The organism is Brevibacterium antiquum (assembly GCF_016107655.1).
GTDB lineage: Bacteria > Actinomycetota > Actinomycetes > Actinomycetales > Brevibacteriaceae > Brevibacterium > Brevibacterium antiquum.
In genome coordinates this window covers 17,341-42,284 of record NZ_JABASX010000009.1, presented here as the reverse complement: position 1 = coordinate 42,284, position 24,944 = coordinate 17,341, and the positions used below count along the sequence as shown (strand labels likewise).

At 62.2% G+C, this 24,944-nt stretch carries 21 protein-coding genes and 1 tRNA gene; 11 read left to right on the top strand and 11 right to left on the bottom strand.

Features of this window, described 5'->3' with window-relative positions:
* Positions 1–8: 8 nt before the first annotated feature.
* The 4 genes from JFC13_RS15085 to JFC13_RS15070 all read right to left on the bottom strand — a co-directional run bounded on the left by JFC13_RS15085 (position 9) and on the right by JFC13_RS15070 (position 6,375).
* The gene (locus JFC13_RS15085; protein WP_198397895.1) at positions 9–1,652 is read right to left on the bottom strand and encodes an amidohydrolase; all 1,644 of its coding nucleotides are present in this window, start codon (positions 1,650–1,652) and stop codon (positions 9–11) included.
* Complete coding sequence (locus JFC13_RS15080) at positions 1,645–3,132, bottom strand: sodium:solute symporter family protein (protein ID WP_198397894.1); 1,488 nt, start codon at positions 3,130–3,132, stop codon at positions 1,645–1,647. The genes JFC13_RS15085 and JFC13_RS15080 overlap by 8 nt, the downstream gene beginning before the upstream one ends.
* Positions 3,129–4,790 carry an amidohydrolase gene (locus JFC13_RS15075; RefSeq protein WP_198397893.1) on the bottom strand — a complete coding sequence of 554 codons (1,662 nt, stop codon included), beginning with the start codon at positions 4,788–4,790 and terminating at the stop codon, positions 3,129–3,131. The genes JFC13_RS15080 and JFC13_RS15075 overlap by 4 nt, the downstream gene beginning before the upstream one ends.
* 577 nt (positions 4,791–5,367) lie before the next feature.
* A complete protein-coding gene (locus JFC13_RS15070) occupies positions 5,368–6,375 on the bottom strand; it encodes an Lrp/AsnC family transcriptional regulator (protein WP_198397892.1) in 1,008 nt (335 codons plus the stop codon).
* 201 nt (positions 6,376–6,576) lie between these two features.
* Between JFC13_RS15070 and JFC13_RS15065 the strand changes: the two genes are divergently transcribed.
* The 6 genes from JFC13_RS15065 to JFC13_RS15040 all read left to right on the top strand — a co-directional run bounded on the left by JFC13_RS15065 (position 6,577) and on the right by JFC13_RS15040 (position 13,786).
* Positions 6,577–7,788 (top strand): M20 metallopeptidase family protein, encoded by a 1,212-nt coding sequence (locus JFC13_RS15065; protein ID WP_332839431.1) that lies wholly within the window; start codon positions 6,577–6,579, stop codon positions 7,786–7,788.
* 99 nt (positions 7,789–7,887) lie between these two features.
* Positions 7,888–9,177 carry an MFS transporter gene (locus tag JFC13_RS15060; protein WP_232488664.1) on the top strand — a complete coding sequence of 430 codons (1,290 nt, stop codon included), beginning with the start codon at positions 7,888–7,890 and terminating at the stop codon, positions 9,175–9,177.
* A gap of 128 nt (positions 9,178–9,305) precedes the next feature.
* Positions 9,306–10,331, top strand: coding sequence for an ornithine cyclodeaminase (locus JFC13_RS15055; protein ID WP_198397891.1), 1,026 nt, complete (start codon positions 9,306–9,308; stop codon positions 10,329–10,331).
* A 20-nt stretch (positions 10,332–10,351) separates the two neighbouring features.
* A complete protein-coding gene (locus JFC13_RS15050; protein WP_198397890.1) occupies positions 10,352–11,989 on the top strand; it encodes an amidohydrolase in 1,638 nt (545 codons plus the stop codon).
* Positions 11,990–12,055: 66 nt separating this feature from the next.
* Complete coding sequence (locus JFC13_RS15045; RefSeq protein WP_198397889.1) at positions 12,056–13,432, top strand: branched-chain amino acid transport system II carrier protein; 1,377 nt, start codon at positions 12,056–12,058, stop codon at positions 13,430–13,432.
* A gap of 138 nt (positions 13,433–13,570) precedes the next feature.
* Positions 13,571–13,786 carry a hypothetical protein gene (locus JFC13_RS15040; protein ID WP_332839430.1) on the top strand — a complete coding sequence of 72 codons (216 nt, stop codon included), beginning with the start codon at positions 13,571–13,573 and terminating at the stop codon, positions 13,784–13,786.
* Positions 13,787–13,805: 19 nt separating this feature from the next.
* Here JFC13_RS15040 and selD read toward each other — a convergent pair whose 3' ends face one another.
* The 5 genes from selD to JFC13_RS15015 all read right to left on the bottom strand — a co-directional run bounded on the left by selD (position 13,806) and on the right by JFC13_RS15015 (position 17,398).
* Positions 13,806–14,792, bottom strand: a complete 987-nt coding sequence (gene selD, locus JFC13_RS15035; RefSeq protein WP_198397887.1) for a selenide, water dikinase SelD — start codon at positions 14,790–14,792, stop codon at positions 13,806–13,808.
* A 38-nt stretch (positions 14,793–14,830) separates the two neighbouring features.
* Entirely contained in the window at positions 14,831–15,097 is a 267-nt protein-coding gene (locus JFC13_RS15030; RefSeq protein WP_198397886.1) for a hypothetical protein, read from the bottom strand.
* 188 nt (positions 15,098–15,285) lie between these two features.
* Complete coding sequence (locus JFC13_RS15025; RefSeq protein ID WP_198397885.1) at positions 15,286–15,465, bottom strand: hypothetical protein; 180 nt, start codon at positions 15,463–15,465, stop codon at positions 15,286–15,288.
* A gap of 387 nt (positions 15,466–15,852) precedes the next feature.
* Complete coding sequence (locus tag JFC13_RS15020; RefSeq protein WP_198397884.1) at positions 15,853–16,281, bottom strand: class I SAM-dependent methyltransferase; 429 nt, start codon at positions 16,279–16,281, stop codon at positions 15,853–15,855.
* Positions 16,274–17,398, bottom strand: a complete 1,125-nt coding sequence (locus tag JFC13_RS15015; RefSeq protein ID WP_198397883.1) for an alpha/beta hydrolase — start codon at positions 17,396–17,398, stop codon at positions 16,274–16,276. Before JFC13_RS15015 ends, JFC13_RS15020 begins: the two co-directional genes overlap by 8 nt.
* A gap of 153 nt (positions 17,399–17,551) precedes the next feature.
* Here JFC13_RS15015 and JFC13_RS15010 point away from each other — a divergent pair.
* The 4 genes from JFC13_RS15010 (at position 17,552) to JFC13_RS14995 (ending at position 21,872) form a co-directional block, all read left to right on the top strand.
* Positions 17,552–17,646, top strand: a tRNA-Sec gene (locus JFC13_RS15010).
* A gap of 51 nt (positions 17,647–17,697) precedes the next feature.
* On the top strand, positions 17,698–19,116 hold the full coding sequence (gene selA, locus JFC13_RS15005; RefSeq protein WP_198398009.1) for an L-seryl-tRNA(Sec) selenium transferase: 1,419 nt from the start codon (positions 17,698–17,700) through the stop codon (positions 19,114–19,116).
* 1 nt (position 19,117) lies between these two features.
* Complete coding sequence (gene selB, locus JFC13_RS15000) at positions 19,118–20,929, top strand: selenocysteine-specific translation elongation factor (protein WP_198397882.1); 1,812 nt, start codon at positions 19,118–19,120, stop codon at positions 20,927–20,929.
* Between the two features lie 334 nt (positions 20,930–21,263).
* Entirely contained in the window at positions 21,264–21,872 is a 609-nt protein-coding gene (locus JFC13_RS14995; protein WP_198397881.1) for a hypothetical protein, read from the top strand.
* On the opposite strand, the gene JFC13_RS14990 is transcribed toward JFC13_RS14995, so the two are convergent.
* The gene (locus JFC13_RS14990; protein WP_198397880.1) at positions 21,865–22,692 is read right to left on the bottom strand and encodes a hypothetical protein; all 828 of its coding nucleotides are present in this window, start codon (positions 22,690–22,692) and stop codon (positions 21,865–21,867) included. The genes JFC13_RS14995 and JFC13_RS14990 overlap by 8 nt on opposite strands.
* Before the next feature lie 255 nt (positions 22,693–22,947).
* Here JFC13_RS14990 and JFC13_RS14985 point away from each other — a divergent pair, with 255 nt between their 5' ends.
* Positions 22,948–23,517: a hypothetical protein gene (locus JFC13_RS14985; RefSeq protein WP_198397879.1), complete on the top strand. Its 570-nt coding sequence runs from the start codon at positions 22,948–22,950 to the stop codon at positions 23,515–23,517.
* A gap of 121 nt (positions 23,518–23,638) precedes the next feature.
* On the opposite strand, the gene JFC13_RS14980 is transcribed toward JFC13_RS14985, so the two are convergent.
* Positions 23,639–24,931, bottom strand: coding sequence for a M20 family metallo-hydrolase (locus JFC13_RS14980; protein ID WP_198397878.1), 1,293 nt, complete (start codon positions 24,929–24,931; stop codon positions 23,639–23,641).
* Between the last annotated feature and the right edge of the window lie 13 nt (positions 24,932–24,944).

The window sequence follows — 24,944 nt, the reverse complement described above, 5'->3', positions numbered from 1 at the left end:
GTCACCGGCTACACACTGTGGACTCTGACGCCGCCAACGAAGGTTTCGTCGGTGCGAATGGTTCGCAGGTCAATGTCCGCAGCCGTGGGATCGGTATCGACGATGATGAAGTCAGCCAGCGCACCCGGGCACAATGATCCTATGATTCCTTCTTCGAAGGAGGCCATCGCCGCCTGTCTGGTGTAGCCGTCGAGGGCCTGTTGAACCGAGATGTTTTGCACTGTGTCAAGGGTTCGGTTGCTGAGCGATCGACGATGCACTGCAGCGTCGATGATGGGCCAGGGGTTGGCATCCGTGACGGGGCAATCTGAGTTCGGCGGCGCGATGATGTCGTGGTCGGCGAAGTCTCGTTGCGGGTACACTCGAGCCATTCGTTCAGGTCCCAAGTTGGCCAGATAGCTGTCGCCGAGTTCTCGGAGGAACCCGACTGACGAGGCCGCGATGATTCCCAGAGATCGCATTGTCGCCAGATCCTCGGATGAGGGCAGGGCACAGTGTTCGATGCGATTGCGCATGCCGGCTGCCTCCGGCAGAGCTGCTGCCACTTGTCGGTACACCTCGGTTGCGGTGGCCACCGCGCGATCACCGATCCCATGAATCGCAGTCCGCAATCCGTGAGTCAGGGCTGAGGCGACGAAAGGGAGCGCCTCCTCGGCAGTGCGGATGAGGATACCGGTTTCATTCGAGCCCTCATACGGTTCTTCGACTGCCGCTGTTCTGCCGCCGATGCTGCCGTCGAGCATGAACTTCATTCCCTGAATCCGCACGAGGTCGTCACCGGTACCGGCAACATACCCGCGCTCCACGGCTGTATCGAGCATCCCGGTGAATCCGTTGCCGTCGAGGGCCCACAGCCAGGGACGTACGCGAATCAGCAGAGACCCGGTCCCCCTGAGAGCTGTCAAAGCTTCGAGGTCAGTTTCCTGCGTGGCCATATCGTGGATGGTTGTGATGCCGCGGGCGAAGAACTGCTGCTGAGCCAGTTCGATTCCCCGTGCAAGCTGCGCGGGCGTCTTCTGCGGCAGGTCGACGAGGTTGAGTGCGCTTTCCTGAACGAGGCCAGTGAGACTCCCATCCTCATCGCGGACCAGTCTTCCACCGCTGGGAACGACAGTCTCAGAGTCAATGCCTGAAAGTTCAAGTGCCCGGGTGTTGAGCACAGCCATATGGGCACAGGTACGGCGGATGAAGACAGGATGGTCAGGAGCAGCAGCGTCGAGGTCCCAACGCGTTGGGGCCACTCCACTGTCCATTCGGCTTTCGTCCCACCCCCAGCCGAGGACCCACTCCCCCGCCGGCGTCTTCTTCGCTTCGTCTGTGACCGCCTTGACCAGCGCGGACACCGAAGGAGTGGAACTGGGTCGACAGTCGACCTCAAGGAGGTTCGTTCCGAATTGAGTGAGATGGACATGACTTTCGATGAAGCCAGGCAGCACCGTTCTGTTCTTGGCATCGACCAGCTCAGTCTCAGCACCCTGCAGCGCAAGGATCTCCGCGTTCGTGCCCAACGCGACGATCTTGCCGCCGCGGACTGCAAACGCTTCGCACCTTTCGATGTCGATGGCCGAACCTTCGACAGATCGAGTGGACACGACCTGGGCTGAGTGGATGATCATTTCGGCAGGAGCCTGCGGCACAGTCTGCTCACTCATGGATTTCCTCCTCTGCAGGGGCCTCTTCGTCGAGCGTACGGGAGTGGCGATACCATGACTGGGGCAATGGGGTCGGGTCCCGAAGGAACAGGGATCCGAGGACGAGAACGAGGATAGAGATCGGCAAGCCGACGAAGACAGGATGCCATCCCCAGGGTTGGCCCAAGATCTGCCAGGCGACGGCGATGACAAGGCCCGACCACATGGCCGCGACTCCGGCACGACGGCTGACGCCCTTCCAGAACATGCCGATGATCACCGGTGCCAACAGCCCGGAGACGAGCATTGCAGTTCCCACAATCCACAGGACGATCAGTTCGGGGATGTAGAGGGCCATCAGATAGGCGATGACCGAAGTGATCAGAACAGATATCTTGCTCCACCGCAGAAGGGTGGTCGAAGTCGGCGACTTCAGCCGTGGTCGGATGATGTCGTTGACGATCGAGGAGCTGCCGGCGAGGAAGAAGGAGTCCGCTGTTGAGATGACGGTGGCCAGCAACGCGATGAGCATGACGACGACAAGGGAGAAGGGGAAGACCTCGCCGACGATTTCGTAGTAGATCAGCGTCGGATCCGCGCTGTCGATATTGAGACCGAACTTCGCCATGACACCGAGGACCACCACGGCCGTGCCGAGGAGAGTCTGGAGGACGATGGCGACCCAGAAGCTGGTCTGGAGAACCTTGAGTGTGCGGGAAGCCCAAATACGCTGCCACAGGTCCTGACGGACGAACTGATAGGCACCGATGGTCAGGAACAGCACCGCCAGTTGACTCGGTGGGATGTTCATGAAGTTCAGAGCAGCTTGGGCATCGAGGTTGTCTGCGTTGGCTTCGATCGTGTCCCATCCGCCCGAGACGATGATGACGACGACGAAGAGCACGAAGATGCCGACTGTTTGAATCGTGCCGTGGAACGCATCTTGGAACACGACCGATTTCAGTCCGCCGAGAACCGTTTTGATTGTCAGCATCACCCAGCTGATCGTGATCCCCAGAGTCAGGTCGATCCCGGTCGTCAACGTGAGCACGGAGGCAATCGCGACGAACTGCATGCCGGTGATCGCACAGTAGGCGAACAGCATACTCAGTGCGGTAGGAACTCTTGCCTTCTCACCGTAGACGAGTGCGGAGAAGTCCCCGAGCGTGATCATGTTGTAGCGGGTGCCCAGCCTGCGGATGGGTTTAGCCAGGAAGACGACGATGAGGATTGAGGGGACGACGGCAACGAGGCCGAGCCAGATCTGGCCCATCCCCAAGGTGTAGCCGTTGGTGATGTATCCCAGAAGAATGGACCCGCCGATAGCGGTGCCGACAAGGGTGAGGATCATCGGGAACGTGCCGACGGTGCGACCGGCGACACTGTAGTCCTCATAGGTTTTCACTCCCCTGTTGACGAGGTAGGCGAAGACGATGAGGAAGATGAAATAGACGAGCAGGATGATTGCCAACAGGGAATTTTCGGAGCTTGTGAACATCATTGTCCTTTGGTGACAGTAGATCTGCGGGTAGTGACGTCATCGGTATTGAACGCAAGGGATCCGCCGATGACAGTGGCGGTCGCTTCGATGTCGCCGATGCGCTCAGATTCGACCTGGAAGATGTCGTCGCTGAGCCGGACGAAATCGGCCAGCTTGCCTAGTTCGAGAGTGCCGCATTCGCTCTCTTGACCGACAGCATAGGCCGACCCATGAGTGTAGGCGCTGACAGCTTCGGAGACAGCCACGCGTTCCTGCGGACCGAAATCCGAGCCCGAGGAGGTCTTGCGGATGACCAGATCACGCAGGCAGACGAATGGGTTGGCGTCGGAGACCGGAGCATCGGTCGAGCCCGGAACTGTGATGCCCGCATCGAGCAGTGATCGCATCCGGTATGTCCCAGCTGCGCGCTGGTTCCCCAGAGACTCCAGAATGCCATCTCCGAACTCGGAGATGAAGACTCCCTGCGGCACCGGGACCACCTCAAGACGAGCTGCCCGGTCGACCTGTTCCTGAGTGGCGATGGCGAAATGTTCGATTCGATGCCGACGCGTAGAAGCGTTGTCACGGCGAGCTCTCTCGATCGCATCGAGGCTATGGTCGATGGCGCGATCGCCGATGGCGTGGATGGCTACACTCCAGCCCGCGCGATCATATGCCGGAACAAGAGCCGAGAGGTCAGCCGGGTCGACAACCATCACCCCACGGTTGTCCGGTTCTGCGCAGAAGCAGTCGTGGACCGCAGCGGAGCGGCCGATGAGGGACCCATCGGAGATGATCTTCACCGGGCCCAGGCGAAGTCTGTCGTCGCCGAACCCGGTACGCACACCCATGTCCAGCGTCTGCAGCCCTTCACTGTTGAGATCGAGCTCATGCAGGACGTGGTGGAAGGGCATGATGGTCATGCGAGGCTTGAGAACGCCTGACTCCACCGCCGTCTGGTAGGCATCGAGAATAGGAGCGTTGATGCCCAAGGCACCCCCGATGACGATTCCGGGTTCGGTGAGGCTCGTCAGACCGTAGGCTACCGACTGCTCGGAAGCGAGGCGAAGATGTTCCAGACTTTCTTCCTTGCTCACCTTTGCTGCCGCGAGGCGAATCGGTCCTCCGGCATTTTCCTGCAGCAGACCTGCTGGCAGTCCGTGTTCGTCGCGAATCACCCGCCCACCGTCAATGTCCGGGAAGTTTTCACGGCGAGGGTAGCCGGCGATCTCAAAGGCTCGAGTGCTGGCTGCGACCATGTGGTGCGACACGTGTTCGACTAGTATTGGTCTGCCGCCCCCCGCCTGATCAAGCCCCTCAGCAGTGGGATGGCCCCCAAGGCGGTTTTGATCGTAGCCTCCAGCCTTGACCCAAGCATCGACCGGCAACTTTGAGGCACGTTCACGAATTGCCTGGTAAAGGCCGTCGAGAGTTGTCACGTTCGGGTATCTGAGGTCGATCATTGCCAGCTGTTCCCCGACAGCTGTCGTATGGTGATGGGCATCATGGAGTCCGGGAATGACGATATCTTCGCCGAGGTCGTATTCGTCACTGGGCCTCAGACCGTCGACGTCGTCGACGGCGACGATTCGTCCACGGTGAACTGCAAGGGTTCGTGCTTGCGGTTTCTGCGGGTTTCCCGTCCAAAAGTTACCGTGCCAGAAGCTGTCGATCTTCACTGTTGCTGCCCTCCATCGCGAAATTCACGACGCTTGGAAATGGACTGGAATCCACACACGTCGATGTGTTCTATCCCACGTTAGGTTCAGTCGAAACATTACTTCAAATACTTTTTCAATCGTCTATCCATACCGTAACGGCATACCGACATGCAGTGGCGGCAGTGCCGCCACACTCATTCCGACCTCAGTCTCGTGGAATGAATCACCCGCAGCACTGGAACTACTCCAGGCACCACTCGGACTGGTAACTGCAAGCATCGCGAATATCTGACCTGCTATCGAGGCACACACGTATCCACCGGCCGTTATTAGCACATGTCCGCGCGCAACAATCTGCCGCCTGAATTCGCTCCGCTAGAATTCCGTTGCCCTGAATATGTATTGCCAGGATGAGCTCCGTAGCTCTGCAATAGGCACTGTTCAGCAACATTGGAAGGCTCGCCCGAGGTCGACTATTCATCACCTGAACCATCGCATTAGGCCATGTCTTCATCTAAATATCCACCGGCATGGATACATTCACGAGCAGAAAGTCGACCTCAATATTGAGTTCTAGGCGCAATCATTTAGTCGATCATTGACCGGTATCCGCTATGAACTCACCGGTTGTGGTGCCATCAGAGTTAAGTACCCACCCCTGACGTTTCAGTCCATTGATAAGTACAGCACTGTGATCGATATTGATCGCAGGCACCGCCTTTTCGATCCTCTGCTCCACGGTGAGAACATCATGCAGGGACCGTAGCCAAAACGTGATGAGGATGTTCGATTGTCCAGTGCACGAGGCAATCATGCGTGGATTGAGCTCAGCCAGGCGAGCAGCCGCAGTAGAATGCTCACTTGCCGGCAGACGTGCAAACCACTGCACATTCACTGGCCATCCCGACTGAGACTGAGCGATCTCCGTACGTAGGGCTATCACCTCACTGTGGAGCACCTTGTCGAGGCGTCTGCGTGCAGTTGCAGGAGATAGATTAAGTTCACGGGCGATGTCCGCCGCGCTGCAGCGACCATCAAGCTGGAGCATGCGTACGATCTGGCTAGCCGCGGGATCGAGCGTAATCGATGGGTCGGTTTCGGTCATCTCTGTGTTAATCGTCTTCAGAGCCTCGATCTGGCCCTTATCGAGGTGCTCGAGTCGCCACCTATGAGCTCCGTGGTGCATGGCTATGCATGCCGAGGTCTGGACACTGTTGATCCCCGGGGATTCGGCAAACGAATCCAGCGGGCCCATCGTCATCGCTTCCAGACTATCGGCGACGACAGTGAGCCCGAAGTTGGGACCCTGAGTGAGACGCTCTACCGAAGCGATCGCTGGGGTGCTGACGAATTTACGCCCTAACTTCTCCTGCTGACTCATCGCACAGTCGACTTCTACGAAAGCGATCGCCGAGTTCCTCACAGCCCCTGAGGTCATCGCCGTTACCCATGCCTGACCGCGAGCTCGCAGTTCTTCCCACCGGCGAGACAAAGTCACCGGTTTGCTGCCGAGGATGTCGGCCAGGCGTATCCAAGACGCGCGGGGCGCGATCTGAAGGGCATTGACCAACTCAAGGTATTGCTCTGAGAGGACTGGGCGCATGTCATGCTCCTTCGAAATGCCTGCTGAACGGAACCTCCGATCAGAACACCATGTGTACTTTCATTCTGACGGAAAAGAACCTGGATTATACATTTAATGATTTTTTCTTTCGCTTTTATCTACCAGAGGTACCTAAAAATTAGACTTGTGTACCAGCTACCGCACAACGAACCAATGATGCCTCGTGAAAGGACTGGCCGAGTGGATAATCTCATCGGCGATGCGCAGGAGCTATCAGGCACCATGGCTGAGCTGCGTCATCGACTCCACAAACACCCTGAACTCGGACTCGAGCTCCCACACACTCAAGAGACAGTGCTCAAAGAACTCGAGGATCTGCCACTCGAGATCACTCTCGGTGAGGACCTCACCTCCATTGGTGCAGTCCTCCGTGGAGATGGCAACAACTGCGAGTCAAATCCTGTGGTGTTGCTGCGAGCTGACATGGACGCGCTGCCTCTGCAAGAGGCCACCGGTGTCGATTTCTCTTCTCAAGTAGAGGGGCGGATGCATGCCTGCGGACATGACCTGCATACGGCAATGCTCGCCGGTGCAGCTCGTATACTCTCCGAACGCAGACATAAGCTCGGCGGCGACGTGGTCTTCATGTTCCAACCCGGGGAAGAACTCCTCGCTGGCGCCCCGAAGATGATCGAGGAGGGGATCCTGGATCTGGCCGGTCGCCGCGCCGATTCTGCCTTCGGGATGCACGTATTTTCCGCCGGTGGGAAGCGAGGACAGTTCAGCTCTCTGCCGGGGGTCATGATGTCAGCAGCTGATGCACTCTTTGTCACGATCAACGGTCGCGGGGGGCACGGGTCCCAGCCGCACACCGCCGCCGATCCTATTCCGGCCATGGCAGAAATGATTATGTCTTTACAGACGATGGTCACTCGACGCTTCGACGCTCATGATCCGGTCATCATCTCAGTAGGCAGCGTTCACTCCGGAGAAGCCGTCAACGTCATCCCCGACGCCGCAGAGTTCGGAGCCAGTCTCCGAATGTACTCAGCACGATCGCGTGATCTGCTTCAACATTTCATCCCCCGCGTGCTCGAAGGCGTCGCTGCCGCGCATGGAGTCGATGTGTCTATCGACTACAGGGTCGGAGGCAGAGTCCTTGCCAACGACGATGAACACACCGAATTCGCAGCTCATCAGGTTGCCGAACTCTTTGGTGGTGAGCGATATGCATCGTTGACCCAGCCCTTGGGTGGGTCGGAGGACTTCGCTGATGTTCTGGCAGAGGTGCCCGGAAGCTTCATCAACCTCGATGCCTCACCGAACGGGTCCACGAGCGAATTCAACCACTCACCCCGGGCAGTATTCGAGGACTCAGTCCTCCCTGACGGTGCCGCACTGTATGCCCAATTGGCAATATCTCGACTGCAGATGCTCGCCGAGACTCAGTGAGATAAAGAGGCGCCGGCAACACTGCAGGCGTTGGCGACCACTGCAGGAGGTGTGATCACGCCTCCTGCTTGCGAATACAGTGAACGAAAGGTTTGAACAATGACCAAAATGACTCAGCGTCGAGTCGAACAATCGAGTATCTCTGCCAGATCTACTCGCCAGACTCTCATTGCCACGGGAATGGGCAACGCTCTCGAATGGTTCGACTGGGGGATCTACTCCGCTTTCGCCATCTACTTCGCTACCCAGGTGTTCAATCCCGATGACAAGGTGGCAGCTCTGCTGGGGGCCATGGCGGTTTTCGCCGTCGGCTTCGTCGCTCGACCGGTCGGCGGTTGGGTGTTCGGCTGGATGGCCGACCATCTGGGACGACGAGTCTCGATGATCTCGACAGTGGGACTGGCCTCGGCAGGCAGTCTCCTCGTCGCCCTCGTGCCGACCTATTCCGCAGTCGGCCTGTGGGCGGCATTCATCCTTCTCTTCGCGCGACTCATGCAGGGCCTTGCCCACGGCGGTGAGATGCCCACGGCCCAGACCTACATCGCCGAGGCTGCGCCCGCTAAGCGCAGAGGCCTCTGGTCCTCGCTTATCTATGTCTCCGGAACAAGCGGCATCGTCATCGGCCTCCTCATGGGCGTTATCCTCGACGCACTTCTACCCGCGGAGAGCATGGCTGTCTGGGGCTGGCGCATTCCCTTCGCTCTCGGTGCCCTGATAGGAGTATGCACACTGTTTGCAAGGGCTCGCCTGAGCGAAACCGAAGCCTTCGACTCTGTTGAGGACAAGCCGCGGATGTGGCCCGAGATCAGGAAGAACTGGGCCTCTGCCGCACGAGTGATCGGGCTCAGTGTCGGCGGAACCGTCTGCTATTACGTGTGGAGCGTCTCCGCTGTGCAGCAGGCAGTCCTCATCCACGGGATGCCACAGGGAACGGCACTGCTGGCAAGCGTGTTGTCGAATGTCGTGCTCATCATCTCTCTGCCGTTCTGGGGCCGCTTCTCCGACCGCTTCGGTCGCCGCCCGGCCATGATCATCGGCACCGGAGTACCCATCCTCCTCTTCACTCCACTTCAGTACATGCTGGGTTCAAACTTCTGGTCCCTGTTCATTCCGGCAACGATCATCCTCGTGATCATGGGCGCAGTCCTCGCGAACACGCCGGCCGTGTTCGCAGAGATGTTCCCGACTCGAGTGCGCACCATCGGTGTTGCAGTGCCCTACTCGGTGGCCATTGCGCTCTTCGGCGGAACAGCGCCGTACCTGCAAGCATGGCTGAACGAGGAGTTCGGGCAGGTGCCATTCAACGTCTACGTCACTGTGCTCCTGGTGATCTCGACATTCGTCGCCTTCCGCCTCACCGAAACCCGCGGCAAGGACCTCACAGACTGAAGGTCTCGGCACACTAGCGACACACATAACCAGAGCCCACAGACAGAACCTAGAAGGTCCGAAAACGTTCGGGATACCTGGGGCGAGATCACCACAAGAAGAACACAATGAAAAGGGGAACACAGCAGATGACCAGCTTTCTCGGAGTAAAATCTATGGCCCGTTGGGTGTCCAGCATCGGCATCGAAGCCACCCTTAGCGGAATGATCGACTTTCTCGACCAGGACTTCCGCAGGTGGCCGGAATTCGACAAGTCACCCCGGGTCGCCAGCCACACGCCCTTCGGTGTCATCGAACTTATGCCGACGAGTGATCTCGACAGCTATTCCTTCAAATACGTCAACGGACACCCGTCAAACCCGGCACGCGGTTTCCAGACCGTCACGGCCTTCGGAGTCCTCGCCGATGTGCACAACGGCTACCCCCGATTCGTGGCAGAGATGACACTGCTGACCGCGTTGAGAACGGCCGCGACCTCGGCCCTCGTCGCCCGGAAGCTGGCACGCCCGGAATCGAGGATCATGGCACTCATCGGAGCGGGCAGCCAATCCGAATTCCAGGCACTCGGGTTCCGCGCCGGGCTGGGCATCGAGGAGCTGCGTGTCTTTGACACCGACCCCGCCGCCGTCGCCAAACTCACCCGCAACCTCGAACCGCTCGGGTTCCGCATCACCGCCGCCGATTCAGCAGCCGATGCCGTTACCGGTGCGGACATCATCACGACATGCATCGCGGACAAAGCCCACCGTGTCGCAGTCGCCGATGAGAACGTCGCACCCGGAGTCCACATCAACGCGGTCGGTGGCGACTGCCCCGGAAAGACGGAGCTCGATCCTACGATCCTGGGCCGCAGCTCGGTGTTCGTCGAATATCCCGAGCAGACTCGGATCGAAGGAGAGATCCAACTCCAGGACAAGGACTTCCCTGTCACCGAGTTCTGGCAGGTCCTCACCGGCGAGGCGCCTGGGCGCAGCTCGGCGGAAGAGATCACCCTCTTCGACTCGGTGGGCTTCGCAATCGCCGACTTCACCGCGCTGCGCTACGCGGAAGCTGCGACGCGCGATACCGAGTTCCGGGAGGACATCGACCTCATCGCCGATCCCGACGATCCAAAGAATCTCTTCGGACTCATCGGCGCTGGTGTGCCGGTATGAATGACAGGACACAGCCCCACATGGCTGCTCCAGACACCGCCGCGCAGACCGGCGAGAGCTACTTCGTCAACGGAAAGATCTTCACAGGCGAATCCGAGAAACACTTCGTCTCGGGGTTCGGCGTCTGCGAAGGACGATTCTCCCGCGTGCTCGAGGACAGCGAAATCAACAGCATCCCCTCCGACGCCGAGGTAGTCGACCTCCAGGGTCGCACGGTCGTTCCCGGAATGCTCGATATCCACACCCATCCCGCATTCATGGCCTCTCTGACGGACTCGCTAGAGATCTTCCCGCCGAGAGTCACATCGCTGGACAAGATGCTCGACGTCCTGCGCAGCCATCCCTCACTCGGCGCCGGTTCGGAGGCTTGGGTGATGGCCCACGGCTTTGATGAGTCGAAGTTCTCCGATGGGCGCAAACCCAGCGCACAGGATCTCGACCGGGTCGCTGCGAATCAGCCGGTGGTCGCCCGCCGCTGCGACGGTCACACCATGGTCGTCAACAGCTTCGCCCTCGAGCTGGCAGAGATCACCGCTGCGACCCCCGACCCCGAAGGCGGGCGGATCGAGCGCGATGACAACGGTGCTCCCACCGGCGTCCTGGTCGAAACCTCGGCGATGAACCTCGTCGAGAAGCAGCGCCCAAGCAACGGCGACAGATCCGCCGAACAGCTTGCCGGCCTCGACGAGCACTTTCTCTCCCACGGTCTCGTGGGGGTCAACGACCTCTACGCCTCGTTCATCGACGATCCCCTCCCAACATTTCGGCGAGCAGGGGAACAAGGATTCTCCCCGCAGGCCGTGATTTATCCCGGCTGGGACGCCCTTGTCGATTCGGCCGAGGCCGGCATAGTTCCGGACCTCAGTGACGACGACCGCGCCGGACGGATCAAGATCGGCGGCGTCAAGCTGTTCATGGACGGGGCCTTCTCCGACCGGAACGCATGGAACGAGGACCCCTATCCCGGAACGTGCTCCCACGGGGGACGAGTCGCCACCGACGACGACATGCGATCTGCCGTCGCCTGGGCCCGGAGGAACGGCGTCCAGGTGGCATTCCACGCCATGGGCGATCGAGCCCTCAACCAGGTGCTGACCCTGTTCGGGGAAGACGAGCCATGGATGGGGGATGTCCCCTCCATCCGCCTCGACCACGCCTCACTGTTCACACCGGAGATGATCGATAACCTCCTGCGGGCGCGGATGAGCTTCGGGGTCATCAGCCACACGATCTTCTTCTTCGCAGAATATGAGGCCTACGCCAACAACCTATCCGACACCCAGTTCGACAACGCCTACCCGATTCGTTCGTTCTACGAGCGCGTCCCACATACGGCCCTGGCTTCGGATTCGCCGGCCACAGCATGGGCCGATGCCGACAACGTCTTCACCTCAATCCGAGCCGCCGTGGAACGACGCTCCCACGACGGTTCGGACATCGGCCAGAACCAAGCAATCTCGGTGGCCCAGGCGATGCTCCTGTACACGGCCCGGGCTGCCGAGGTCACCTGTCTCGAGGGCCTGGGACGGATTCGGCCAGGGTTCGAGGCCAGCTTCGTGGTTCTCGATCGCGATCTCTTCACCCTGCCTATCGAACAACTCGATGCCGTGCAGGTCAGCCAGACGTGGCTGGCAGGGACCAAGCGCTACGAGGCCTGACCATGAACCGGGGGCCGGGTACCGACCATACGAGCGGTGCTCGACCGCCTCGACCGGTGTTCACGAATGAAAAGAGAACAGACTCTCATGCGACATGCCCTCATCAACAAAGATGTCCTCGTGGTCGGTTTCGCTATGTTCGCGATCTTCTTCGGGGCCGGAAATCTTATCTTCCCGCCCCAGATCGGTCTTCTGGCCGGTGACAAGTGGCCGATCGCCATGGTGGCGCTGGCCATTGCAGGCGTCGGCCTGCCGATCCTGGCGATCGTCGCCGTCGCCAATGCAGGTTCCCCAGAACGTCTCTTCCGACCATACGCACGCTGGTTCCATCCGGTGTTCATGGCGACGCTGCTCTACACCGGTTCGGTGGCAGCGATCGTTCCTCGCACCGGAGCCACGGGATATGAGGCCGGAGTCCGGGTCCTTCTGCCCGATGTCGACCAGGCGATTCTCAAACCAGTCGCCATCATCGGCTTCTTTCTCATCGTGCTCGCGTTTTCGATCAAGAAGAGCAAGGTCGTCGACCGGATCGGAAAATATCTCACTCCTGCTCTGCTGATTCTGCTCCTCATCGTCGTGGTGCTCGCTCTCGTCAATCCGATTGGAACTCCCACCGGAGGAGTTGACGATCCGTTCTACACGGCGTTCACGACCTCCTACCAGACGGGTGATGTCGCTACCGGACTGATCACCGGAGCCATTTTCATCGCCGCTTTGGCAGGTCGTGGATACTCCACACAGAAGCAGCGGACCCTGCCGCTCATCGGAGCCGCGGCCATCGCCTTCATCGGTCTCATGGTCATCTACGGTGGCCTGGAGTACCTCGGTGCCCAAGGGTCTGCCAGTTTCAGCGCGGACACTGACGCGACGGTTCTGCTCAATTCGGTGGTCGCCGAGCTCGGTGGGCCGCCGGCGACAGCCGCACTCGCAGTCGCCGTACTGTTCGCCACCCTGACCACGGCGATCGGCATGGCCACGGTTATTGGCGAATTCACCGAGGAGCTGTCGCGTGGGAAGATCACGTACTTCTGGACGATCCTCATCATCACCGTGATCTTCATCGTGCAGGCGATGGGCGGAGTGTCCTACATCATCACCTTCACCACGCCGTTCCTGCTGTTCTTCTACCCGGCGATGATCATCACCGTGATCCTTGGACTGGCTCGGAAAGCCATACCGAACGATGGCGTGTGGAAGGGTGCACTTATCGGAGCATCCCTCCTAGGTCTCTACGATGCAGCGGCTTTCCTCAGCGAGGAATTTGCGTGGAGTTTGCCGCCTAATCTCGTTAATGTTCAGCAAGCGATCCCACTGGCAGCAGCCGGGTTCGGCTGGATCGTGCCGGGAATCATCGGTGCTGTGGTCGGCGGCCTTATCTGGCGGTTCACTGGCCTGCCGAATTCTGATGACAAACGACTGAGCAGCAACGCGCCAGCCACCTGAGTTGTTCGTCATCCCTCCACGGCCCGGCATCAACCGTATTGCCGCGTTAGTAAGCACAGTCGATAGAGCATCGTTTGCGCCGGATCGGCTCCGAATGTCCTCAATGGGGCCAAACGTGACAGGCCTATGAAGGAATGGGTGTTGAAGGACCGAGGCAGTCTGAAAGAGGCTGTCATCGTGACCATCCTCGTTCCCCTAGTCCACTTCGGAATGCATCTCCTCGGGTGGGGCAACGGCAATTACGCATGGTGGCAGGTCCTCCTGGCCGCGCCACTGAAGGGGTTCCACTATTGGGCCTTCACCAGTGCCTTCAGAAAATATGCCAACGAGGACGTCACGCCCTCTTCAGGCTGACGGCGGGCAGCTGCCCGAATCAGCGCACGTGCACACCCGACCCGACGACGATCTCGCCGATGACAGGATGACCAGGCAACTCGCCGACGACGAGCAGCCCGCCCGACGTCTGGGCATCGGCGAGAAGCAGCAGGTCGTCCTCGCTCACGGAGTCATCAGCACTCAGGCTGGGGCGCACCCAGTCCAGATTCCGGCGAGTTCCGCCGGAGACATAGCCGGAAGTGATCGAATCATCGACACCGCCGAGGCGGGGCACTGCGGCCGCATCGATGACCGCGCCGACTCCCGAAGCCCGGCACATCTTGAACAGGTGCCCGAGCAGCCCGAACCCGGTGACATCGGTCGCGGCGCGCACGCCGGCTGCCACGGCCGCCTGCGCAGCATCGCGATTGAGTTCGGTCATCGTGGCGATCGCCTCGGCGAAGTGTTCGCCGGTCTGCTTGTGGCGGTTGTTGAGGATCCCCACACCGATGGGCTTCGTCAAGGTCAGGGGCAGCCCCGCCTCGGCGGCAGCATTGCGCATGAGCTCATCTGGGTGGGCGATGCCGGTCACGGCCATGCCGTACTTCGGCTCGGGGTCGTCGATCGAGTGACCGCCGGCAACGGGGCATTTCGCGTGGCCAGCGACGTCGAGCCCGCCGCGCAGCACCTCGGTGAGCAGTTCCATCGGCAGCTTCTCGCGCGGCCATCCGACGAGGTTGATCGCTGTAATGGGGGTTCCGCCCATCGCGTAGATGTCGGACAGGGCGTTCGCCGCGGCGATGCGTCCCCAGTCGTAGGCATCGTCGACGACCGGGGTGAAGAAGTCAGCGGTCGAGAGCACCGCGAGATCGTCGCGGACCCGCACGGCCGAGGCGTCATCGCCGTCGTCGAGGCCGACGAGGACATCGGGCCCGGACTGACCGGTGAGCCCCTTGACCGCTTCCTCGAGCTCGCCCGGCGGGATCTTGCAGGCGCAGCCTCCGCCGTGGGCGAATGAAGTCAGACGTTCCTGAGTCGCAGTCATACCGCGAGACTAACACCGAACCGCTCGGACATCAGGGATCAGCCGCCCTGCCCCCAGCCTCGCGTCGAGAGGACGAGACGGTACCCATCGGGATCGAGAATCGTGATGCCCCACTTCTCCCAATAGGGATTGTGCGCCTCGACGCGCTTTCCTCCTGCGGCTACGATCCGATCGGGCCACGCCTCGTCGATCTCTGCATCGAGATAGAGGACAAGGAGATCTTCGGCGCTGGACGGGTGCTCGGCCATGAGGGCCGGGTCGCAGACGAGTTCGAGATGCCACTGAGCTTCGGCGCTGCCCATCATGAGCAAATCGTGTTCCGCAGAATTCGTCGCCTCGACCGTTCACAGGACTTCGAGTCCCACCCCCTCACCCCAGAACCGTTTTGCGGCGTGGAGGTCCCAGCTGGGACGTGCGATGCGCAGCGGCATCTGTGCCAGCGGCAACGTCATGAGATTCTCCCCTCAGTGCAGATGTCAGTGCAGATGCTTCGTCATTTCCCTCCTAGTTCGACACACGTGCAACCCTCACCGATCGCCTGCATGGCGAATCCATCGGTGGCGCTGAGGCCGGGAAAACCTTCCCCGTCCAAACGAGCATGTACGGCGTCGACGAGACTGTCGAATGCTGCGGAGAGGAAGCAGGGCATGGCGAGATCGTCAGGAGTGCCCACTCCTTCACTCTAGGCCTTGTCGTCAATGTCATTGACCAGTATGGCCAATGACATTGACCATACTGGTCAAGACTGGCTGAATGGAGGACTCATGTCCTATCTCCCGTATATCGCCGCTCGCACATTTACCACACACGGAGTTGTCTTCAATTCGTTCCCCAGCAGTGCCACAGGGGCACAGCGATTGGGGGGCTTGGAGGGCCGTCTTCTCCCCGCAGACGCCAGGCTTGGCGCACACAATGACAGAGGTGGAGGTCCTCCACGTCCTTGAGAGGGAGCACGACATCGAGATCGCCGAGGAGGCCTTCATCGTAGGTGCAGGCGATGCCGTCCTCGTTCCGGCGGGAGAGCAGTTTCGGGTTAGCAACAGCTTCGGCCTTGTCCCTCTTATGACGGCTTGTCTGCGACGACCACCGCAAGGTCGCGGTGCTGCCAGGACACGCGAGGAGTGAGTCCCGCGGCCCTCAGCCAATCGAGCTGTTCGGCCAATGCGCTGGGAGTGTCGATGACTCCGTCGATCGGCGTGACCACAGCAGACGGCTCGAGAGGGACAACGAGATCGGCAAGCACGAACCGACCCCCGTCGACAAGGACCTGCGCAATCCTCGCGAACAGATCGGCCTTGCCATCGCCGCCGAGGTGGTGCACGGCGAGAGTCGACATCACGAGGTCGAACGGGTCACTCGGCAGAGGGTCCTCGAGCCGTCCGAATGTCAGGGAACGGCGGTTCGGGTCGAGGACCTGCGCGGCGCCGGCCAACATCTCCTCGGCCATGACGTCGAGATAGGTATCCGGATCCCAAGTGAAATCAGGCATGGTGCTTCCCTTCCAGAGAGGGTGCATCGCCGATGGGCCGCAGGAAGGCCACGATGCCTTCGACGACGGCCGCATTGCGCCAGGAGAACAGGGCGTCGAAGGCGTGCTGGGCACCGGGCAGCTCGACATACCAGGTCTCGCTCGGCGAACCGGTACGAACATGCTCGTACAGTGCGCGAGCCTCCTCGACCGGAACCCAGGAGTCGTGGTCGCCGTGGGCGATGAACATCGGTGGCGCCGAGGATGGGTCCAGCGCCAATGGTGTCGAGGGCGGCGACTCGTCCTCGCCCCGGCCGAAGTACCGACCGATCCACCCGTACAAGCACACGGCCGCGGCGATCCGAGATCCCGCCTCGGCGGTATTCGCGGGTGACAAGGCAGTCAGTGCGGTCATATGCGCGCCGGCGGAACTGCCCGCCATGACGATCTTCGTGACGTCCCCGCCGTGAATATCGGCGTTGTCGCGGGCCCACTGCAGGGCTGCCCTCGCATCGTCGAGGTGGTCGGAGAAACCTGCCTCCGGTCGCAGGCGATAGGTGGCGCTGATGCAGGTCCATCCCTGAGCTGCCAGACGATGGAGCAGGACGCGGCCCTCGTTCCGGTTGCTCCCTGACGAATAGGCGCCGCCGTGGAAGTAGACGAAGACGGGACCCGAGAATTCGCTGTTTCTGTGCTGGTAGACGTCCAAGCGCTGTCGGCGATGATCGCCATAGGACAGCGGCCCGATCCTCTTCACTGACCCGGGCCGCAGAGGCAGCGGGAAGACGAGCGGTCGCAGCCAGATTCGAGTCACATCATTTCTGATCCGCTCGCCATGTGCGAGTGCGACTGACTCCACCACTGATCGGGCCACGGTCGCGCGCCTGACCAGCTCGAGGAGACCCAGGAATTCGAGACCCGCGATCACGAGGAGCGTGATGCCGATGGGCCCGTCCAGATCCCCTTCGCTCAGCGCCAGAGCGGTCGAGAGAATGAGTGCAAGAGCCACCACCTGCGGGATCTCGTTGATGATCACAGTGAGGTAGAACGCGGGGATTCCGAAGCGCGTGACACGGATCAGGGAGGCGAACGTGCACACCCCGATGATGACAATGGTGATGAGATAGCCGATCGGCATGGATGTCTCCTTCGACATCGGAGTGCGCCCTGCGCCTCCAATCTCAGGCTAGCATCTGGCGGTGACAGCGACACCGCAGAACGGGAACCGTGACGTGAGCAGAGAACTCGGACGGAATCGGCTCCATCCCCGATGGGCGGTAGGATCTCTGACGGAGGCGTCCGAGTCCTGGTGGGCTCCCCGGTCTTCAAAACCGGTGAGACCGAGTATCTCGGTCTGGCGGGTTCGATTCCCGTCCGCCTCCGCCACCAGCATCGTCGGTGTCGTCGCGCTCGAGAGCAGTGAAGGAGAATGCAGCCTTGGCCGATACGGATCCGCGGCGCAGCATTCCGCGCACCGATCACCTCCTCAACCTCCCGGAGGTCATCTCCGCAGGTGAGAAGCTGAGTCAGGCAACGATCAAAGCGATCATCTCCGAAGCACAGAGAGCCGCCCGCACCGGTGAGATCCCCGTCGCCGAGGTGGTCCCCACCGTCATCGAGCGCCTGAGCACTCGTTCGGCCTCCTCACTGACCCCGGTGCTCAACGCCACCGGGATCATCGTCCACACCAACCTCGGCCGCGCCCCACTGTCTGCCGCAGCCCGGCGGGCCGTGGCCAGTGCGGCCGGCTACGTCGATGTCGAGATGGACTTGGAGACCGGTCGACGCAGCAAGCGGGGGATCGGTGCGAAGCAGGCGCTTCTGCGTGCCTGCCCGGGTGCCGAGGACGCGCTGGTCGTCAACAACGGTGCCGCTGCGCTGCTGCTCGCCGTCACTGCGCTGCGCGGTGACGAGGTGACAGGAAATGACGGTTCGGCCGGTGCGAGCGACGCGAAGGCGGCAGGCGAGATCATCGTCAGTCGCGGGGAACTTATCGAGATCGGTGCTGGCTTCCGCCTGCCCGATCTCATGGCGACGACCGGTTCCCGGATCCGGGAAGTCGGCATGACCAATCGCACCCATCTCGACGACTACGCCGAGGCAATCAACGACCTGACTGCGAGTCTGCTCAAGGTCCACACGAGCAATTTCCGAGTCGAAGGCTTCACCGCCTCCGTCGAGATCGCTGCACTGCGTGAACTCGCCGACGACCATGAACTCCCACTCATCGCCGATCTGGGCAGCGGACTCTTCGAACCCGACCTCTACCTGCCCGATGAGCCCGACATCGCCGGTGCGCTCGCCGCCGGAGCCGATGTCGTCATCGTCAGCGGCGACAAACTCCTCGGCGGCCCGCAGGCCGGACTCATCCTCGGCCGCAGCGACGCCGTGCAGCGCATCGCGAAGCACCCCCTGGCCAGGGCGATGCGCACCGACAAACTCACGCTGGCCGCAATCGAGGCCACGGTCGCGAACACCGAGATTCCGGTCCGTCAGGCCCTGCACATCGACGTCGATCGACTCAGGGAACGCTCCGAACGCCTGGCCGGCCTCGTCTCCGGAACCGTTGTCGCCCACGACGGGCGCGTCGGCGGCGGGGGAGCCCCCGGCGTTCCCCTTCCCGGCTGGGCCGTCGAACTGCCCGAGGAGCTCGCTCGCCCGCTGCGCCTCGGCGACCCGGCAGTCGTCGCCCGAGTTCACCAGGGACGATGCCTCATCGACCTGCGCTGCGTCCCCGAAGCCGATGACGATCGAATCGGCGAGGCCGTGAACCGGGCTCGTGAGAACACGCGGAACCACCTCGGCGACCATGGTGTGGGTTTCGGCGATGATCCGGACGTCACGAACCATGACTGAGATGTACGTTCTCGCAACCGCCGGCCACGTCGATCACGGGAAGTCCACGCTGGTCAACGCCCTGACCGGGATGGAACCGGACCGGTGGGCAGAGGAGAGGAAGCGGGGTCTGACGATCGACCTCGGCTTCGCCTGGACGACTCTGCCGTCGGGGAGGGAGCTCGCTTTCGTCGACGTTCCTGGGCATGAGAAGTTCCTCGCGAACATGCTCGCAGGCGTCGGCCCGGCCCCCATCGTGTGCCTCGTCGTCGCAGCGGACAAGGGGTGGCAGGCCCAGTCGAGTGACCACCGGGACGCGATCACCGCGCTGGGCATCACCGGCGGCCTCGTCGTCATCACCCGCGCGGACCTCGCCCCCGAGCCGCTCGCAGCGACAGAGGCCCAGGTCAGAGCCGAACTGCGGGGCACACCGCTGGCCGATGCTCCAGTGCTTACGGTCTCGGCAGCCAGCGGGGACGGCATCGAAGCGCTCATCACAACGTTGGACCAGGTCACCGCCGAGGCCCCTGCCCCCGACTCCGAGGCCCGACTGCGGCTGTGGGTCGACCGCGCCTTCACGATCAAGGGCGCCGGCACCGTGGTCACCGGCACGCTCACGGCCGGAACTCTGCGCACCGGTGATCGTCTGCGCCTCGTCGGGGAGACCTCGGACGAGGCGACGGCCGTCCGTGGTCTGCAGAGCCGGAACTCCTCCGCCGAGGTGGTTGCCCCCAGTGCCCGTGTCGCCGTGAATCTGCGCGAGGTCGCAGCCGATGAGATCCACCGCGGTGACGCTCTCATCACCGACGATGCATGGCCGATCGTCGAGATCATCGACGTTCGCCGAACCATGGGACAACCACTCGACGAGGGCGTGCACGGACTCATGCTCCACATCGGAACCGCCGCGGTCCCGGTGCACATGAGGCCCTTCGACGGTGACCACGCCCGCCTCACACTCGAGCGTCCGCTGCCGCTGCAGGTCACGGACCGGATCGTCCTGCGCAGCCCCGGCAGCCGCAATGTCTTCGCCGGAGTCGTCATCCTCGACGTCGACCCGCCGGAACTGAGCCGCCGAGGTGCCGGCACCAGGCGGGCCCGCGAGTTGACCGATCGTCCGGAGACTGGAGACATCCTCGCCGAGGTGGCCCGCCGGGGAGCCGTGGAACGTGCCAGATTGGTGCGTTTCGGACTGACGCTTCCCGACGCCGTCGAGGGCGTTGACGAGATCGCTGGAGGATGGCTCGTCCACCGGCCGACACTCGAGAAGTGGGTCACTGCCGCGCGAAGTACGGTGAAGACGAAGCTGGCGGCAGAGCCTCTGGCTGCTGGTGTTCCCGAGAAGGCACTGGCCGAAGAGCTGCGACGCTTCGAGCCCCCGCTGCCGAACAGCGGCGGTCAGGAACTCGTGTCCGCCATCGCCTCTCGCGCCGGCCTCGAAACGGTCAAGGGCATGGTCCGACCGCCCGGTCACACCGCCGATCTGGGCCCGGCCGAGGCGGGAGTCGCCGAGCTGGAACGACGCTTGGCGGCCAACCCCTTCGCCGCGCCCGAGGCCGATGACCTGCGAGAACTCCGACTGGGAGTGCGGGAGCTTGCTGTCGCCGAGAGAGCGGGACGGCTCCTGCGCCTCGGCGATGGTGTGGTTGTTTCACCACGCACACCGGCACAGGCGATGCGACTGCTCGCAGGCTTGGATCAGCCCTTCACGACGAGCGCGGCGAGGAAGACTCTGGGCACCACCCGTCGCATCGTCATTCCCCTCCTCGAATACCTCGACGGACGCGGCTGGACCCGCCGCATCGACAACACCTCTCGCGAGGTTGTGAGGTAGGCAGACGCGCGCCTGAATGGAGCCTGACCCGCACCTTCGAGTGGCCCGATGGGTGGGCCGAGACCCGGGTCACGGGTGTGTGCGGGCGCCGCATGGTGCCGCAGAGCATCCAGCGAATTCTGAGCTGATGCTCACCAGTCCCTTCCGATTCGTTGTGGCGAGACGGAGCCACCTATGAGCGTCTCGGCATTGAACCGCCTTCCTGCGTCCGACAGTGTGGTGTGAGGCGATTAACGGAGCATCCCTGTGCCGAATGCAGGAAGCAGATGTGTGCCGAATCCGATCAGGACGCCGTCCGGGCAGCTCGCCCGATCCAACCGGAAAGTGAGAACAGATGAAAAGCGTGCGTAAATTTGCGGTGACTGCACTGTCCGCTGCCGTCATCGCAGGGGGACTCTCCCTGGGGGCGGCGACCTCAGCCGCGGCGGGTCCGATCTCAGGGGCCGTCGACCAGCCGAGCGAGAACGTCTCGGGCGCCGGTCAGGACCAGGGCGACGGCACAGCCGTGGGCATCGACGATCCGGACGAGCTCAGCTCCGAGCAGATCGACAATGCCCGCACCATCATCGGCGTCGGTAAGGGCGCAGACTTGTCGGAGAAGGCCCAGAAGATCGCCGTGATGACCGCACTGCAGGAGTCGAGCCTGCAGAATCTCGACGGCGGGGATCGCGACTCCGTCGGAGCGTTCCAGCAGCGTCCCTCGATGAACTGGGGATCGGCCGAACAGGTAGAGGATCCCGTCTTCGCCTCGAAGTCTTTCTATGGAGTCAACCCCGACAGCCCCAATCCGGGCCTGACTCAGATCGACAACTGGGAGAACATCGACCCGGGGCAGGCCGCGCAGGACGTGCAGTCTTCGGCTTTCCCTGACGAATACGCGAAGTGGGAACCGTTGGCCGATCAGCTCGTCGACGACAACCAGGACGTCGACGACATCAATTGAGGTCGTTCACTGGGGAGTCGGCGATGATCGAGCTCATCGCCGACGCAGTCAGCCCACGCCACTGATCACGAGGTGGCGTTGTCGGAAGCGGATCGCCTCGCAGTCGGGCGAGGGCAACCTCGATGATCGCCGAGTGATCAGGGAAAGCATCGAGCGCATGCCTTCCTGCACCCTCCTTGCTGATGATCTCCCCGGTCAGGAGGGTGCAGTGCATTCGCGCCGGTCCGAGAAGGCACCACTCCACGGCTCCAGCTGACAAGGTGCGTCGACCTCCGCGGGCCCTTTCAGCCAGCGGGGCCCAATACTCGCGGACGTTGCGCGCCACCCAGTTACGGAGTTCACCCGGCTCGGAGTCGAGACTCCAATCCGAGACGGGGCCGCCGCGGACGGAGATGCCGCCGTCGACGAGTTGCTTCCAGAACACCGGATTGACGTCGAACGCGCCCTGAGAGTCGAAGACCTCCCCCACGTGGGACGCGACCGGGTGGATCTCGGTCACCGCGCGGGAGATCTCGGACTGCCAGACGAACACGGTGTTGCAGCATGCGCTGAACCCCAGACCGCGTGCAGCACGGACGGTCAGACGGGGCACCTGAGAGAGATGCAGAAGCCTCAAGCGGGCCATGAGGCTGCGGTGGTCTTTCCACTCATCGCTGAGCACAGCGATGACATCGATATCGCTGCGGCCCGGTCGGTAGGCATCAAGGGCGATGGACCCACCGACTGCGCATGCGATGACCGCACCCGGCAGCAGTCGGTCGGCGACTCGCCGATATGACTCGACAGAGTGGGCAGCTTCCTCAGGCAGTGTCGAGTCCATGGGGCAAGAGTACTGCCTCGGCGTCGGCCGCAGTGCGTCAACCGCGTTGCGGCTTCGACACGCCGCCGGATCGGCACAATTCAACAGCCGTTAGCTCCCTGTTCGTTGCAGGCGACATTGTCCCTTCGAGAGGCTGGAGCGTGGGCGAGTTTTCAGAGGCCCGTGTGTTCCTCGAGTGAGGATATTTCGCGCGGACCTACCGCTCAAGACAATGCCCATTGCTTCATTGAGCAGATTTCAGGAGAATCAGAACCGATGAAACTTGCACGAGCATTAGCGGTGACAGCTCTTTCCGCAGGCCTCCTCGCCGGTGGCGCGTCTGCGGCGACCGCAGTGCCTGCGCAGACCCTTCCTCCTACGAGCAAGGCCGCTGATGGCGGTGAAGGTTCCAGGCCCCAAGACACCAGCCAGCTCTCGCAGGAGAAGATCGACAATGCTCGCACCATCATCGCCGTCGGCAAGGGCTCTGATCTTACGGCGCAGGCTCAGACGATCGCAGTCATGACCGCGCTGCAGGAATCGAGTCTGCGGAATCTCGACAGCGGTGACAAAGACTCCGCCGGACTGTTCCAACAGCGGCCGTCATACGGTTGGGGGACCCACGGGCAGATCACCGATGCGGTGTACGCCTCGAAGTCCTTCTACGGAGTCAATCCTGAGTGCCCGAACCCGGGGCTGCTCCAGATCGCGGGGTGGGAGACGATGGATCCCGGTGCCGCGGCCCAGGCAGTCCAAGGCTCAGGACATCCCGAGGCCTATGACAAGTGGGAGACACTGGCCGAAGAGCTCGTCGACGAGAACCAGGACGTCGAGCCCATCGCTTGACGCACCTCTAAATCCCGGCTGCTGCGAGCCCTGACGCCCGCTAGCCAAATGTGCTCACGTAGAGCATTTGTGCTCTACCAGGGCACTTTTGGCTAGCGGAAGCGAGATGGGCGAGCTCAGCTCAGCCCAGCGCGCCAGCGGCCAGCCGTCGCACCACCTCGGTGAGGTGATGCAGGCCGGACACGAGGTCCTCGTCCTTCGTGAATTCCTGAAGACTGTGGGACACGCCGCCGACGCTGGGCACGAAGAGCATGACCGTGGGCACGGTGTCCTTCATGTTCGTCGAATCGTGTCCGGCCACGGTCATCACCCGCGCCGAGGTGAGTCCCAGGTCCTCGGCCGCTGACCGTGCCAGCTCGACCCCGTCCTCGGAGTACGGGTTCTGATCCCAGCTGTGTTCGGCGACGATCTCGATCTCGACACCGACCTCGTCGCGGACCCGGGCGACCGTGGACATGAGGGACTCGTGCGCGGCGGCGATCACCTCGGCGTCGGGGGAGCGCAGGTCGAGCAGCAGGCCGACCTCACTGGCGACGACGACCGGGGAGTTGGGATAGACGTTGAGCTCACCGCACGCCGTGTGCAGCGCCCCGGGCTCGAATTCGTCGACGAGTTCACGCGCGGCGACGACGAGCCGGGCGGCACCCAGCAGCGCATCGCGACGATCGCTCATCAGCGTCGAACCGCTGTGGGCCTGCTCGCCGGTGACGCGGAACTCGAACTTATGAGCAGCCCACGTGGCGTTGACGAGGCCGATCGTGACTCCGTCCTCCTCCAAGCTGCGGCCCTGCTGGACATGGATTTCGGCATAGGCCGCGATCTCCGGCGCGGTGAAGTCGCCACGCTCACCGATCGCATCGAGTGCCTCGGCGACGGTGACGCCATGAGGATCGGTGGTGGCCAGTGCCGCCTCGAGCTCGGCCTTGCCGGTGAAGACATTGCTGCCCATCATCGACGGTTTGAAGCGCGAGCCCTCTTCGTTGAACCAGTTGATGACGGCGAGGTTGTACTTCGCCCTTGCAGGGTCGGCGCGCAGCTCATCGGCGACGGCGAAGCAGGCGTGAGCCGAGGACATGACGCCATACGCCCCGTCGAAGCGGCCGGCGGTCGGCTGCGAATCCATGTGCGATCCGGTGAGCACATACGGGGCGCCGGGAACGAGTTCGAGCAGACCGAACTGATTGCCGATCGCATCCCGGTGCACGCTGAACCCGTGCTTGTCCAGCAGCTCGGCGAACCATCTGCGCTGCTCACCGTCGGCCGCGCTCGCCGCCTGACGATCCACGCCGTTCGTGCCCTCGACGGCTCCGAAGCGGGAGTGGACCGACCAGTCGGCGAGGAAGTCGTCGTCCCTATCGGTCTGCGTCGTCGCTGGTGAGGAAGCTGAAGTCTGCGAGTGGGGAGTCTTCGTCATGGTTCGTCCTTTG

What these genes read in the sequence shown, in the direction of transcription:
- JFC13_RS15085 (WP_198397895.1), bottom strand. Translation starts at nt 1,652, where the DNA reads ATGAGTGAGCAGACTGTGCCGCAGGCTCCTGCCGAAATGATCATCCAC.
- JFC13_RS15080 (WP_198397894.1), bottom strand. Translation starts at nt 3,132, where the DNA reads ATGATGTTCACAAGCTCCGAAAATTCCCTGTTGGCAATCATCCTGCTC.
- JFC13_RS15070 (WP_198397892.1), bottom strand. Translation starts at nt 6,375, where the DNA reads ATGCGCCCAGTCCTCTCAGAGCAATACCTTGAGTTGGTCAATGCCCTT.
- JFC13_RS15060 (WP_232488664.1), top strand. Translation starts at nt 7,888, where the DNA reads ATGACCAAAATGACTCAGCGTCGAGTCGAACAATCGAGTATCTCTGCC.
- JFC13_RS15055 (WP_198397891.1), top strand. Translation starts at nt 9,306, where the DNA reads ATGACCAGCTTTCTCGGAGTAAAATCTATGGCCCGTTGGGTGTCCAGC.
- JFC13_RS15050 (WP_198397890.1), top strand. Translation starts at nt 10,352, where the DNA reads ATGGCTGCTCCAGACACCGCCGCGCAGACCGGCGAGAGCTACTTCGTC.
- JFC13_RS15045 (WP_198397889.1), top strand. Translation starts at nt 12,056, where the DNA reads ATGAAAAGAGAACAGACTCTCATGCGACATGCCCTCATCAACAAAGAT.
- selD (WP_198397887.1), bottom strand. Translation starts at nt 14,792, where the DNA reads ATGACTGCGACTCAGGAACGTCTGACTTCATTCGCCCACGGCGGAGGC.
- JFC13_RS15030 (WP_198397886.1), bottom strand. Translation starts at nt 15,097, where the DNA reads ATGATGGGCAGCGCCGAAGCTCAGTGGCATCTCGAACTCGTCTGCGAC.
- JFC13_RS15020 (WP_198397884.1), bottom strand. Translation starts at nt 16,281, where the DNA reads ATGCCTGATTTCACTTGGGATCCGGATACCTATCTCGACGTCATGGCC.
- JFC13_RS15015 (WP_198397883.1), bottom strand. Translation starts at nt 17,398, where the DNA reads ATGCCGATCGGCTATCTCATCACCATTGTCATCATCGGGGTGTGCACG.
- selB (WP_198397882.1), top strand. Translation starts at nt 19,118, where the DNA reads ATGTACGTTCTCGCAACCGCCGGCCACGTCGATCACGGGAAGTCCACG.
- JFC13_RS14995 (WP_198397881.1), top strand. Translation starts at nt 21,264, where the DNA reads ATGAAAAGCGTGCGTAAATTTGCGGTGACTGCACTGTCCGCTGCCGTC.
- JFC13_RS14990 (WP_198397880.1), bottom strand. Translation starts at nt 22,692, where the DNA reads ATGGACTCGACACTGCCTGAGGAAGCTGCCCACTCTGTCGAGTCATAT.
- JFC13_RS14985 (WP_198397879.1), top strand. Translation starts at nt 22,948, where the DNA reads ATGAAACTTGCACGAGCATTAGCGGTGACAGCTCTTTCCGCAGGCCTC.
- JFC13_RS14980 (WP_198397878.1), bottom strand. Translation starts at nt 24,931, where the DNA reads ATGACGAAGACTCCCCACTCGCAGACTTCAGCTTCCTCACCAGCGACG.